14 protein-coding genes are annotated in these 12951 nt (G+C 61.3%); 4 read left to right on the top strand and 10 right to left on the bottom strand.

The genetic code is table 11. From position 1 onward, the window contains the following. Window positions 1-1008, bottom strand: coding sequence for an SPFH domain-containing protein (locus FZ934_RS13270; protein WP_153271446.1), 1008 nt, complete (start codon window positions 1006-1008; stop codon window positions 1-3). A 202-nt stretch (window positions 1009-1210) separates the two neighbouring features. Here FZ934_RS13270 and queC point away from each other — a divergent pair, with 202 nt between their 5' ends. From queC to queE, 3 genes are read left to right on the top strand one after another with little or no spacing between them, the layout of a single operon-like run. After that, the gene (gene queC, locus FZ934_RS13265; RefSeq protein ID WP_153271445.1) at window positions 1211-1921 is read left to right on the top strand and encodes a 7-cyano-7-deazaguanine synthase QueC; all 711 of its coding nucleotides are present in this window, start codon (window positions 1211-1213) and stop codon (window positions 1919-1921) included. Next, window positions 1921-2277, top strand: a complete 357-nt coding sequence (gene queD / locus FZ934_RS13260; RefSeq protein ID WP_153271444.1) for a 6-carboxytetrahydropterin synthase QueD — start codon at window positions 1921-1923, stop codon at window positions 2275-2277. Before queC ends, queD begins: the two co-directional genes overlap by 1 nt. Continuing rightward, window positions 2274-3011 (top strand): 7-carboxy-7-deazaguanine synthase QueE, encoded by a 738-nt coding sequence (gene queE, locus FZ934_RS13255; RefSeq protein WP_153271443.1) that lies wholly within the window; start codon window positions 2274-2276, stop codon window positions 3009-3011. The genes queD and queE overlap by 4 nt, the downstream gene beginning before the upstream one ends. Here the strand turns inward: queE and hemH are convergent, their stop codons facing one another. From hemH to FZ934_RS13220, 7 genes are all read right to left on the bottom strand, one after another. Next, a complete protein-coding gene (hemH, locus tag FZ934_RS13250) occupies window positions 3012-4049 on the bottom strand; it encodes a ferrochelatase (protein ID WP_153271442.1) in 1038 nt (345 codons plus the stop codon). It abuts the gene before it with no gap. 125 nt (window positions 4050-4174) lie between these two features. Next, a complete protein-coding gene (locus tag FZ934_RS13245) occupies window positions 4175-6043 on the bottom strand; it encodes a bifunctional metallophosphatase/5'-nucleotidase (RefSeq protein WP_153271441.1) in 1869 nt (622 codons plus the stop codon). Between the two features lie 399 nt (window positions 6044-6442). Further along, on the bottom strand, window positions 6443-6811 hold the full coding sequence (gene omp10, locus FZ934_RS13240) for an outer membrane lipoprotein Omp10 (RefSeq protein ID WP_153271440.1): 369 nt from the start codon (window positions 6809-6811) through the stop codon (window positions 6443-6445). A 170-nt stretch (window positions 6812-6981) separates the two neighbouring features. Next, a complete protein-coding gene (locus FZ934_RS13235) occupies window positions 6982-8433 on the bottom strand; it encodes a homospermidine synthase (RefSeq protein ID WP_153271439.1) in 1452 nt (483 codons plus the stop codon). A 136-nt stretch (window positions 8434-8569) separates the two neighbouring features. Further along, window positions 8570-9448, bottom strand: a complete 879-nt coding sequence (locus FZ934_RS13230; RefSeq protein ID WP_153271438.1) for a heme-dependent oxidative N-demethylase family protein — start codon at window positions 9446-9448, stop codon at window positions 8570-8572. Window positions 9449-9457: 9 nt separating this feature from the next. Continuing rightward, window positions 9458-9826, bottom strand: a complete 369-nt coding sequence (locus FZ934_RS13225; RefSeq protein ID WP_153271437.1) for a DUF4440 domain-containing protein — start codon at window positions 9824-9826, stop codon at window positions 9458-9460. A gap of 19 nt (window positions 9827-9845) precedes the next feature. Further along, window positions 9846-10130, bottom strand: coding sequence for a YciI family protein (locus tag FZ934_RS13220; protein ID WP_153271436.1), 285 nt, complete (start codon window positions 10128-10130; stop codon window positions 9846-9848). Between the two features lie 131 nt (window positions 10131-10261). Here FZ934_RS13220 and FZ934_RS13215 point away from each other — a divergent pair, with 131 nt between their 5' ends. Next, the gene (locus FZ934_RS13215) at window positions 10262-11167 is read left to right on the top strand and encodes a sensor domain-containing diguanylate cyclase (RefSeq protein ID WP_153271435.1); all 906 of its coding nucleotides are present in this window, start codon (window positions 10262-10264) and stop codon (window positions 11165-11167) included. Here FZ934_RS13215 and FZ934_RS13210 read toward each other — a convergent pair. Both FZ934_RS13210 and FZ934_RS13205 read right to left on the bottom strand, forming a co-directional pair. Beyond that, complete coding sequence (locus FZ934_RS13210) at window positions 11164-11790, bottom strand: aminotransferase class IV family protein (protein ID WP_153271434.1); 627 nt, start codon at window positions 11788-11790, stop codon at window positions 11164-11166. The genes FZ934_RS13215 and FZ934_RS13210 overlap by 4 nt on opposite strands. Further along, window positions 11787-12947: an aminodeoxychorismate synthase component I gene (locus tag FZ934_RS13205; protein ID WP_153271433.1), complete on the bottom strand. Its 1161-nt coding sequence runs from the start codon at window positions 12945-12947 to the stop codon at window positions 11787-11789. Before FZ934_RS13205 ends, FZ934_RS13210 begins: the two co-directional genes overlap by 4 nt. Window positions 12948-12951 lie beyond the last annotated feature (4 nt).

Below are 12951 nucleotides of genomic sequence, written 5' to 3'. Positions count from 1 at the left end.
TTAACGGTCTCCGTCGGGGTTGAAAGGATTGATCGTCGGCGTCGAACGGGGCGGCGTCTGGCGGACCGGCCGCGGCGGCGTGTTGGTGCCGTCGCCGAAGACTTCCTTGGCAATGGCGCCGATACCGCTCAGCGATCCCAGGATCGAGGAGGCCTCGATCGGCATGAGTACGACCTTGGAGTTGCTGGCAGAGCCGATCGAGGTCAGCGCCTCGGTGTACTTCTGCGCGACGAAGTAGTTGATCGCCTGAACATCGCCCGCGGCGATCGCTTCGGAGACCATCTTGGTGGCTTTCGCCTCGGCTTCGGCCAGGCGCTCTCGGGCTTCGGCGTTTCTGAAGGCTGCTTCGCGCTGGCCTTCGGCCTGCAGGATGGCTGACTGCTTGGCGCCTTCGGCCCTGAGGATCTGCGCGTTTCTCGAACCTTCGGCTTCCAGAACCTGGGCGCGCTTTTCGCGCTCGGCCTTCATCTGACGCGCCATCGCATCGACGAGGTCGCGCGGCGGCTGGATGTCCTTGATCTCGACGCGCGTGACCTTGATGCCCCAGGGACGAACCGCATCGTCGACGACACGCAGCAGGCGATCGTTGATCGCGTCGCGGTTCGACAGCAGTTCGTCGAGATCCATGGAGCCCATGACCGAGCGGATGTTGGTCATGGTCAGGTTGAGGATGGCGTTCTCGAGGTTTGACACCTGATAGGCGGCCTCGGCGGCATTGAGGATCTGGTAGAAGGCGACGGCGTCGGCGGAAACCGAGGCATTGTCCTTGGTAATGACTTCCTGGGTCGGCACGTTCAGAACCTGTTCCATGACGTTCATTTTGCCGCCGACGCGCTCGATGAAGGGGGTGATCAGGTTGAGGCCGGGCTCCAGCGTGCGGGTGTAGCGGCCGAAGCGCTCGATCGTGTAGCGATAGCCCTGCGGCACCGTCTTGATCCCGGCAAACAGCACCAGGATGACGAAGATGACCAGAGCGATAACGACGATATCAAAGCCGCCCAGAACCATGAAACTCCCCCGCGATAGAATCGATGGACGCAACCATAAACGAGCCGAATTCAAACGCCAGTGGCTTCGGCCGGCCGGGCCGTCAGGTCATGGATTCGATATGGGGAGTCCGACGGCTATTCACAACGGGGCCAGTTTGGCCTAGAAGACCCGCAGGAAATACCGGTCGCAGCCCACCCGGTCAAAACAAGGGATCCTCATCATGAAGACGATCGTCATCTGCTCCGGCGGATTGGACTCCATTTCGCTCGCCCACAGGGTTGCAGCGGAACATCAACTTATCGGCCTGCTTTCCTTCGATTACGGACAGAGACACCGCAAGGAACTGGACTTCGCCACTGTTTGCGCCAAGCGGCTCGGCGTGCCGCATCAGATCATCGACATCCGCACCATTGGACGGCATCTGACAGGATCGGCGTTGACCGACGATGTCGATGTGCCTGATGGCCACTATGCCGAGGAGACGATGAAGGCGACCGTGGTGCCGAACCGCAACGCCATCATGCTGGCCATCGCCTTCGGGCTGGCAGCCGCGCAAAAGGCGGATGCGGTTGCCGTGGCCGTGCATGGCGGCGACCATTTCATCTATCCCGATTGCCGTCCGGGCTTCATCGATGCCTTCCAGGAGATGCAGAACCAGGCGCTCGATGGCTATGCCAGCGTTTCGCTGCTGGCTCCCTACGTCAACGTCTCCAAGGCTGATATCGTCACCGACGGCGCGAAGTACGGGACGCCATTTGCCGAGACATGGTCCTGCTACAAGGGCGGCACGCGCCATTGCGGACGCTGTGGCACCTGTGTCGAGCGGCGCGAGGCTTTCCACCTCGCCGGCGTTGCCGATCTGACGGCATATGAAGATCCGGATTTCTGGGAAGCCGCGACATCAGGCTATTCGGCCAGGGAGGTGAAGTGATGTTTCGCATCACCAAGGAATTCCACTTCTCCGCATCTCACCAGCTGACGCATCTGCCGGCCGATCACCAGTGCGCGCGGCTGCATGGGCACAACTACATCGTCGTGGTCGAGCTTGCGGCAGCCGAGCTCGATGAGAACGGCTTCGTGCGCGACTATCATGAGCTTTCACCGCTGAAGCGCTACATCGACGAGCGGTTCGACCATCGGCACCTTAACGAGGTGTTCAATCATGATCGCGTAACCTCTGAATATCTCGCGAAGCACTTCTACGACTGGTGCAAGGAGCGACTGCCGGAGACCTCGGCGGTGCGCGTCAGCGAGACGCCGAAGACCTGGGCGGAATACCGGCCATGAGCGCGGCTCGCGAGGCGCAGATCCGCGTCAGCGAGATCTTCGGACCGACGATCCAGGGGGAGGGCGTGCTGATCGGCCTGCCGACGGTTTTCGTTCGTACGGGCGGTTGCGATTATCGCTGTTCGTGGTGCGACAGCCTGCATGCTGTCGATAGCGAGTATCGCGATCAGTGGCTGCCGATGACTGTCGACGGCATATGGGCCGAGGTGACGCGGCTTTCCGGCGGCAAGCCGCTGATGGTATCGCTTTCAGGAGGCAATCCGGCGATTCAGCCGCTCGGCGGTCTGATCGCCCACGGTCATGCGCAAGGTTACAAGTTCGCGCTGGAAACGCAGGGGAGCGTCGCCAAGGAATGGTTTGCCGATCTCGATGTGCTGGTGCTGAGCCCGAAGCCGCCGTCGAGCGGTATGGCAACGGATTGGGATGCCTTCGAGGACTGTCTTCGCTTGGCAGGCAACGAGCCTGCCGTCGCCTTGAAGATCGTCATCTTCGACGATCGTGACTATGCCTACGCGCGAGAGGCGGCGGCGCGCTATCCTGATCTCTCCGTCTATCTGCAGCCGGGCAACCACACACCACCGCCGCCTGATGACGACGATGCGCGCGTCGATATCGACGGCGTCATGGACAGGATGCTGTGGCTGGTCGACAAGGTGACCGAGGACCGGTGGTTCGAGGCCCGCGTGCTGCCCCAGCTGCATGTGCTGCTGTGGGGCAACAAGCGCGGCGTCTGATCAGACCCAGCCGAGCAGTTCGCGGCGGACGACCTTTTCCAGCACCCGCATGCCGTCCTCGCTGTCGTTGAGGCAGGGGATGTGCGCAAACTTCTCGCCGCCATTCTCGTGGAAGGAATGGGCGGCCTGCTCGGCAATTTCTTCCAGAGTTTCCAGACAGTCGGAGACGAAACCTGGATTCAGGACGACGATCTTCTTGACGCCGTCCTGCGCCAGCTTCTCGACGGTCTTGTCGGTGTAGGGCTGCAGCCACTCTTCAGGCCCGAAGCGGGACTGGAAGGTCACCATGAACTTGTCTTCGGACAGTCCCAGCCGTTCGCGCAGCAGGCGGCCGGTCTTCTGGCACTGGCAATAGTAGGGATCGCCCTTCTGGAAGTAGGACATCGGGATGCCGTGGAAGGAGGCGAGGATCTTTTCCGGTTCCCAGTCCAGCGTCTGAAGATGCCTGGTGACGGAGTTCGCCAGCGCCTCGATGTAGGTCTCTTCGTCGTGATAGTCGGGCACGGTGCGCAGCGCCGGCTGCCAGCGCATCTTGAGCAGATGCTGGAAGGCCTTGTCGTTGACGGTCGCCGTCGTTGCGGCGGCGTATTGCGGATAGAGCGGGAAGAGCACGATCCTGTCGCAGCCGTCGTCCTTCAGCGCCTGGATGCGCGAAGCGATCGACGGGGTGCCGTAGCGCATCGCCCAGTCCACCTGGACGCTGGGCAGGTCCTTGAGACGATCGGCCATCAGCTCGGCCTGGCTGCGGGTGTAGGTCCGCAGGTAGCTTTCGTTCTTGTCCTTGTTCCAGATCAGCTCGTAGGCCTTGCCGACCTTGCCGGGGCGGGTGTTTAGCACGATACCGAAGAGGATCGGGTACCACTTCCAGGGCGACCATTCGATGACGCGCTTGTCGGTCAGGAATTCCTTCAGATAGCGGCGCATGGAGGTGTAGTCGGTACCGTCGGGCGTGCCGAGATTGACGAGCAGGACGCCCACCTTGCCGGATTTCACGGGCGGGTGACCCGCCGGGCGGTGCGCAGTATCAACAGTCGTCATTCAAACCCCCGGTATCTTGTCTGTCCCGGCTCATACGCAGCCGAGTCTCGATGGTTCACCCTATAGGAACAAAAGCCGGCCCGGGAAACCCCGGACCGGCTTTCAGGGTCGAGACAAATCGTCTCTTACTTCGACGGAATCTGCAGCTCCTTGCCGACAGTCAGATGACGCGGCGCGGGCTTGCCGTTGGCGTCGGAAATCTTCTTCCAGAGCGCGCCTTCGCCGTAGAACTGCTTGGCGAGATCCCAGAGTGTGTCGCCTGATGCGATGACGTGGTTCGTCGGCGTATTGGGGGCCAGTGCAGCCGGGGCTGCCGCCGCGGGTTCTGTCGCCGGGGCCGCAGGCGCAGTTGCTGCCGGTTCCGCCGGAGCGGGAGCCGCGGTGTTTGCGGCGACCTCGGTCACGCGGCCGTCGGTATAGGGCTTGTAGGGGGAGTGCGCGGCCAGATAGTCCGCCGTCACGTCGGCAAGATCAGGGCCGAAGTCATAGGCATTCTTGCCGGCGGAAGCGAAGATCGAATAGCCGTCGCCACCGGCGCGCATGTAATTGTTGGTCACCACGCCGTAGGTCTTGGCGTCGTCAAGCGGAACGAAGGCGTCGCCGTCCTTGGTTTCGACCGAGACGAGACGGCTGCCGGCCGGCTTGCTCTTGTCGTAGCTGTATTTGAGACCGGAAACCTGCGGGAAGCGACCGGCACCCTGTTCGATCTGGCTGAGGCCATTTTCAAGGGCCTTGCGGATATCGGCACCTGCCAGCTGGAAGGTCGCGAGCGTGTTCTGGAAGGGCAGGACGGTAATCACTTCGCCCTGCGTGACGTCACCGCCATCGATGGAGGCACGCAGGCCGCCGCCGTTCTGGATGGCAATCGTCATCCCCTGGCTTTTGCCGCGGTCAAGCATGGCGTCGGTCACCAGATTGCCCATCGAGCATTCCGCGACGCGGCATACGGTTCGGTCGCCCTGGATCGGCCCTTCGGACGAGCCGATCACCTTCTTGCGCAGCTCTTCGATCGGCTTGGCGAGTTCGGTGATGCGTGCGGTCAGTGTTGGATCGGGCGTGAAGGAGGAGTCGATCAGGATCGGGTCGCCCTTGGCTTCCTTGACGACGCCATTGTCGTCGAAGGTGACGACGAGGTCGCCGAGATACTTGCTGTAGGACGCGGCCTGGACCACCGGAACCTTGTAGCCGCCAGGGTTGTCGACCATCGTCGGATAGGGGCCTTCGGCTTTTGGGTCGGTATTCGACAGCAGGCTATGCGAATGGCCGCCGACAACGACGTCGACATCAGGAATCTTGGCGATCGCCGAGAGGTCGCGCGGATAGCCGACATGGGTGAGGGCGATGATCTTGTTGATGCCCTGCTTCTTCAGATCTTCGACGGCAGCCGTGATCGTCTGGACGTCGTCGGCGATCATCACCTTGGGGCCGGGCGAGGAGATTTCCTCGGTGTCGTTGGTGACAGCGCCGACGATGCCGATCTTCTGTCCGCCGACATCGAGAACCAGCGATGGCTTGATGCGGTCGCCGAGCTTGGAACCGTCTCCAGCGAGAACGTTGGCCGAGATGACGGGGAACTGCACCTTGTCGAGGAAGGTCGCCAGGCCGTCCGCGCTGTCGTCAAACTCGTGGTTACCGACGGTCATGACGTCGAACTTCATGGCGTTCAGCACTTCGGCTTCAGCTGCGCCCTTGTAGGTCGTGTAGAACAGCGAGCCCTGGAAATTGTCGCCGGCGTTGAGCAGCAGCACGTTCTGGCCTGACAGGGCTTCGCGGCGCTGGTCGATCGCGGTCTTCAGCCGGGCTGCACCGCCGAAGCATTCCTTCTTGCCCTCTTCCTCGGCCGAGCAGGTGGAGTCGAACTTGTTGATCGACTCGATGCGGGAGTGAAAGTCGTTAATATGAAGAATATTGAGCTGATAATCGGCAAAGGCGGCACTGCTCGACAGCGCCAGCACGGACGCGGTCAACAGACCGAATTGAAATGACTTCGTCATCCTGTTCTCCTGATTTGCATGGGCAAAGTCTGGATCCCCCGCACTTTGCCCTCCCTACGCGGTCGATGTTTCCACTAAGCACTAGTGGCTGCAAGAGAAAAACCTGTGACAGTGCGGGCCCATTCCAAGGGCGGTAAACGAAAAACCTCTCGCCGGAGGCGTCTCCGACGAACTGTGGGCTGCTTCTTTCCTGGAACGGCGAAATCCGCTCAAGCTGCGAATGCAGCCATCCTCCGAAACCGGCTTGTCGAGAATTTGAGGACGGCCAGCGTGATCTCGCGGCAGCAACGTGACGTCAATCGGTCGCCCGACCCCGTTCTATAGATAACGGCAGTCGCGTCCTCGGGCCTTGTGACAGACCAGAACTATTAAGTCCAATCCAAATCGCGCTTTACAGCGCTACATGCGGCGCGAGAGCGTGAATTGCGAGCCGGCGTCGGAGGTGCAATTGAGCTGGCTCTGGGTCACCAGCGCGCAATTGACCTTGGACTGGGTCTTGCGAACCAGCGATGTCATGTTGATTTCGACCAGCGACGGCGAGGTGTTGATGTAGGTGCCGGAAGCGAGCAACTGGTTGCTATCGGTCGTGCGGGTCGTAAAGGTGCCACCCTGGAACGTCGAGATGATACCGTTCGGATCCGCCCATGAACCCTCAACGCCAGCCGGGGCCGGATTTGCTGCGACCGGCATGGGACGCGGTGATGGCGAAACGCAGGCAGACAGGGCCGCCGAGGCACTCGCGATCACGAGGAGGGTTCTGAGTTTCATAAGCTTCTCCCGGGAGATTCAGACCGAAAAGATACGTTTGGTTAAGAAACACATGGCGCGGGCTTCCCGCGAAGGCAAGGCTTCAGCGGCGCCCGAGGGAATTTATACAGCAGGCGTTACAAAAATGCCCGCCTTGCGGCGGGCATCTTCGAATGCGGCTCGTCCGGCGATTAGCGAACGAGGATGTTCTTGAACTGCCACGGATCCTTCGTGTCCAGATCTTCCGGGAAGAGACCCGGGCGACCGTCCAGCGGGGTCCAGTCGGTGTAGTGACCTTCGACCGGGCCGAGGTAGGGCAGCTGCACTTCGAGGCAGCGCTTGTAGTCGATCTCGTCGGCTTCGACGATGCCAGCCTTCGGGTTTTCCAGCGCGTAGACCATGCCGGCGAGAACGGCCGAAGTGACCTGCAGACCCGTCGCGTTCTGGTAAGGCGCGATGCGGCGGGTCTCTTCGAGCGACAGGCGCGAGCCGAACCAGTAGGCGTTCTTCTCGTGGCCATAGAGCAGCACGCCGAGTTCGTCGACGCCGTCGACCAGTTCGTGCTCGTCGAGAACGTGATGGACCGGCTGCGAGTTGCCGCCATTTCCGAACATCTCATGCAGCGACAGAACGGCGTCGTTGGCCGGATGGTAGGCGTAGTGGCAGGTCGGGCGGAAGGTGACTTCGCCGTCCTTGTCACGCACCGTGAAGTAATCGGCGATCGAGATCGACTCGTTGTGGGTGACGAGGAAGCCGTACTGCGGGCCAGGCGTCGGGCACCAGGTGCGGACGCGGGTGTTGGCGCCCGGCTGCTCGAGGTAGATGGCGGCCTTGCAGCCCTTCTTGTGCTTCTTGGCGTTCTTCGGCATCCAGTTTTCGTGGGTGCCCCAGCCGAGTTCGGCCGGCTGCAGACCTTCGGAAATGAAGCCTTCGACCGACCAGGTGTTCCAGAAGACGTTGAGCGGCTTCGGGTTCTTCGTGAGCTGCGTGTCACGCTCAGCAATGTGGACGCCCTTGACGCCGAGCTTCTTCATCAGCTTGGCCCAGCCTTCGCGGTCATGCTGATCCGGCTCGTCGAACTTCAGGCCGGTGTCGTTGGCGAGGTTGACCAGCGCCTGCTTGACGAACCAGGAGACCATGCCCGGGTTTGCGCCGCAGGTGGAAACGGCCGTCGTGCCGCCCGGGTTCTTCTTCTTCTCATGACGAACGGTTTCGCGCAGCGCATAGTTGGTGCGCTCGGAGTTCTTCATGTTCTTGTCGAAATAGAAGCCGAGCCAGGGCTCGACGACGGTGTCGATGTAGAGAACGTCGAGCTTGCGGCAGAGCTTCATCAGGTCGAGCGAGCCGGTATCAACCGAGAGGTTGACGCAGAAGCCCTGGCCTTCGCCTTCGGTGAGGAGCGGCTTCAGCAGGTCCTTGTAGTTGTCCTTGGTCACATATTCCTTGATGTGACGGACGCCGTGCTTCTTGAGGATCTCCATGTCGGAGGGCTCTTCGCGCGGATCGATGACAACCAGCCGGCTCTTGTCGAATTTGAAGTGGCGCTCGATCAGCGGCAGCGTGCCGCGGCCGATGGAGCCAAAGCCGATCATCACGATCGGGCCGGTAATTTCGGCATATACCGGGTGGGTCTGTTCCGTCATTCTTTTCTCCTGTGGAAGGTGACGAAGGCGGTGGGCCTTAAGAATTCATCTGAAATTGCGCAGATAATGCGAGGTGACCGGCTCTAACCATAAAACCGCGTCACAATAAAGAGCGTTCGGGCTGAGAACGCAAATATCAGGCGGGAGAGAGGCTGCCTGCAAGCGCTCGGAGCTTGGCGGCGAGCTCGGCTTTTTGGAGCGTCAGCCCCTTATAGGCCACCTGTTGCTCATCCAATCCGTCCAGCTGCGAGGCGAAACTTGCCGCCAGCGCGGCAGCGTTCGGATGGCTTACTATCGCCGCGATCGGATCGACATAGACACGGATCGTGAAAAGGATGTCGCCTGACATCGGCAGCCTGCGCAGCGTCTGGCGCTCGACACGCGCGAAGCGCTCGTTGAGCGTGAAAGGTTCGGCAGATGGCGGGCGCCGATGCTTGGAGAGCGGCAGGAAGAGATCGCCGGTGCCATTCACGGACCAGTTCAGCCGTTCGACCGGCTGCGAGACCTGCAGGTTGTCGAATATCCGTGTGATCAGCGTTGCGTTGCGTGTCCCCCCGCCGAAACCGGGAACGTCGGCATGAATTGCCTGCATTGGCAGCCCGAACTTTTCGCGCAGCGACCAGGAGGAGGGGAAGGCCACGAAACCGGCGACAAGGTGCCAGCCGTCAGCCTTGCGTCGCATGATCACGAGATCGTCCTGGATCATCAGACCGGCGCGGAACAATGGAGGTTCGCTCTGGGCGGTCGCCGTATCGCGCATGCGGGTCGCCTGGCCGGGGTGGCATTCCGCCAGATGTTCCGACAGAAGATCGAGGGCCTCCTGCTGTGCCTGCGTGGTGTCCTCCTCGGCAACGAAGATCTCGTCCCGATGGGTTTCGGCCAGTCGCCGCTTCTCGCCGACGTAGCGGCCCCAATCGCCGTCCGGCTCGATCCAGCGGGCAGGATCAAGTGGCATCAAGCCGATCGTGAAGGGACGGGCGGAGCCGTCGTAGGGCGTATAGGCGGGAAGCGTCATCGGCGCAGTCTAAGCTGCCAATGTCCCCTGATGGAAGACCATTCGCCACTGACCGTCCGGCTCCTGGCGCCAGAGCGAGCTCCGCAGGGAGTGAACGGAAGGCTCGGCGGGGATGTCCCGCACGGCTCTGTAGGTGACCAGCGCCAGACTTGGTGCAAGCAATCGGGTCTCGAAGTCGGTCAGGCGGCGTTTGATGCCGTCCGCCGGTTCCTGGAGGAGAGCCGCGATAATCGTGTCGTAGGTGTAGAGCGTTCCGGACGCGCCGATCTCGCGAAACTCGGGCGACAGAAGCGCTTCGAGCGCCGGGCGCGAGTTGCGCACCTGCTGCTCGAACAGCCGCTCTTCCAGCACACGCAGATGTTCGCCAAGGTCGTTCATGCGCTCCTCATTCCAGTGTTCAGCCTTTCAGGATTTCCAGACCTGCGACAGCAGTGGTGACTGCGACTTCGGTAATGTCATATTCGGCGACACCATGAACGGTGAAAGGGTCTTCGGCAACGTAGGCTTCGATCTCCGCACGTTCTCCGACGGCGAGAATGACGCCGCCGGTGCGCGGCACCTTGCGGCCGGATGCAAGAAACGATCCGCGTGCATAGCCTTCCTTCACCCATGCCATGTGCGGCTCCATGTGCCGATCGGCTTCTTCGTTCGGCTTCACATAGGTCAGGGCGAGGATGAACATCGCGGCGTTTCCTTTCGGTTGTTGCTTTATGGCGCATGTGAATATTCATTCGCCTCAAAACCATCCATCTTCTTTTTATAATTCTGCGTCAAACTGCGAACCGTTGATGTCAGCACGCCCGGAACAATCGGATGAACCAGATATCGGAGCGGCTTGCCGAATTGCAGGAAGACAGTGCGGTACTGATCGCTCTCTATGATCAGGAAGACCGTCTTCGCTATGCCAATGCGGCCTTTCGTTCGACTTTCGTCATCGAGCCTGACGAAGCGCCACTGTGGTCGGAGCTCATGCGGCGCAATACGCAGGCCAGCAGGGGCACGATCATTCGCACCGCCGATTTCGAAGTGTGGCTCGTTTCCGCACAGTCGCGTCGCGGCAAGCTGCCGTTCAGGGCGTTCGAAACCGATGTCGTCGACGGGCGCTGGTTCTGGATGACGGAAACGGTCCAGAAGGACGGCTGGATGCTCTGCATCGCCAGCGATATCACGCATTTCAAACAGAGCGGGCGGGATGTCAGGCAGGATCGCGACTTTGCGTTGCGCGCGTCGCAGACCGACGAGCTGACGAGCATCTCCAACCGTCGCTTCATGATGGCAGCACTTGAGAGCCTGATCGCCGGTCAAGATTCGGCTTATGGCGGGGCCGGCTGCATCTGCATCATCGACCTCGATTTCTTCAAGCGCATCAACGATGTCTACGGCCATCAGTTTGGCGATGACGTGCTGATCGATTTTTCGCGTCGGGTGCAGCCTGTCATCCGCCGGCGTGACAGCTTCGGGCGGATCGGCGGCGAGGAGTTCATGCTGATCCTGCCGGATACGACGCTGGCGCAGGCGGAACTGATCGCCGAACGCATCATCGCAATGGTGCGCGGCGCGCGCCCGGTTCCGAGCGTTCCGTCCTTTTCCTATACATGCTCGGCGGGATTGGCGGAGCTGCGACCGGGCGAAACCGCTCGCGAGGTTTACGCCCGCGCCGATGAGGCTCTTTATACAGCCAAGCAGAGCGGTCGCGATCGGCTGAAGATCGTGGCCTAGCCGACCAGCCGGGCCGGGATCAGCCCGCGTAGCGAATTACCCATGTAGAGTTTTCCGGCTTTCAGATCAGCCACCGAGATGCGCCCGACACGCGCCTTTCGCTGGCAGATCAACTCGGTCCGCAAGACCCCGGCAAGGAGGCCGCAGGAGATCGGCGGCGTGCGCAGCATGCCCGAACCGTCGTCGAGGAAGACCGATGTGATCGTGCCTTCGCAGACCTCTCCATATTCATTCAGAAGCAGAACTTCGTCGGCTTCGGAGGTAGGGTATTCGGCGCGCGCGGTCTCGTAAGCGTCGCGCAGCGTCGTCTTTATCCTCAGCAGTTTATCGACGGAATCGAGCCGGGTTTCGGCAAGGCGGACCTTCCAGACGGTGCCCTGTTGCATGGGCACGAAGGGCGCTGCGGTGACTTCGATTTGCCCCAGCCGATCAAGCGTCAACCGCATCCGCAGGGCCTTCGTGGCGCCGATGGTGGCCTCTTCCAGTTTCGCGGCAGCGTCTGTTGAATCGGGAAAGCCTATCCGGCGGGCGGAGCGGGAGAGGCGGGCAAGATGCAGGCGCAGCCTGACGAAACCGACTTCGGGCTCCCAGCGCAGAGTTTCGATCAGCGAGAAGTCGTTCATCGCCCGATCTCCTGATCGCCTATCGCAAACCGCGCCTTCAGCAGGCATTCCTCGTATTCGGCTTCGGCGGTGGAATCGAAGACGATGCCGCCACCGACGTTGAAGATCGCCTTGCCATCGGAAAAGAGGCTGATGGTGCGGATCGCGACGGAAAAGCGCATGGCGCCTGATGGAGCAATCATGCCGATCGCGCCGCAATAGGCGTCGCGCGGCGTGTCTTCCAGCGCGTGCAGGATCTGCATGGCGCTGAGTTTTGGCGCACCGGTGATCGATCCGCAGGGGAACAGCGCGGCGAAGATATCGCGGATGGTCAGATCGGGGAGGAGTTTCGCCTGCACGTGGCTGACCATCTGGTGCACGGTCGGATAGGTCTCGATGTCGAAGAGTTTCGGGACATCGAGGGTGCCGACCTCGGTGATGCGCGAAATGTCGTTGCGCAGCAGATCGACGATCATGCGGTTTTCGGCCTGGGTTTTGATGTCCTCGCGCATCGCGGCGATGATCGCCGTGTCCTCGTCGGCGTCAGCCCCGCGTCTCGCCGTTCCCTTCATCGGGTGGGTTTCGATCCAGCCTTCCTCATCGGTGCGGAAGAAGAGTTCGGGTGAGCGTGACAGCAGGATTGGGCCGCCGAGATCGACCAGCGCGCCGTATTTTACCGGCTGCCTGGAAATCAGCGACCAGAAGGCCGCGCGTGGATCTCCGTCCCACCGAGCGGTGATCGGCATGGTGAGGTTTGCCTGGTAGGAATCGCCCTGGCGCAGGTGCCAATGCAGGCGATCGAAGCGCTCTTTATATGTAGCAAAATCCCAACCGCCCCTGGGGTCGCTGAGGAACTCATCGTTCTCGCCGCGCTGTTTCGGCTGGGCAAGCGGATGGGTATCGGCTTCAGGTGCATCGAAGATGCCGAAGGCCAGCAGCGGTGTCTCCCGACCTTCCGGCAGGAACGCTTCCAGCTTTTCCTCGAAGAGATAGCCAGCCTCATAAGCCATGTAGCCCGCCAGCCATTTGCCGGCGGCCTTTGCTTCTTCCATTCGGGCAAGACCGGCAAGGAACTCGGCGCGCGTCCGGGCAATGATGATCTCCGAGGGATCGGAAAAGAGCATCACTTGCCCGGTCGTGTCATCCCGGAACAGAACGTAGCGTTCAGCCTTGGTCATGCCT

Origin of the sequence: Rhizobium grahamii, from assembly GCF_009498215.1 — a bacterium.
GTDB classification, from domain to species: Bacteria; Pseudomonadota; Alphaproteobacteria; order Rhizobiales; family Rhizobiaceae; genus Rhizobium; species Rhizobium grahamii_A.
The sequence above is the reverse complement of the archived record's forward strand: the minus strand, read 5'-3'. Positions and strand labels throughout refer to the sequence as shown.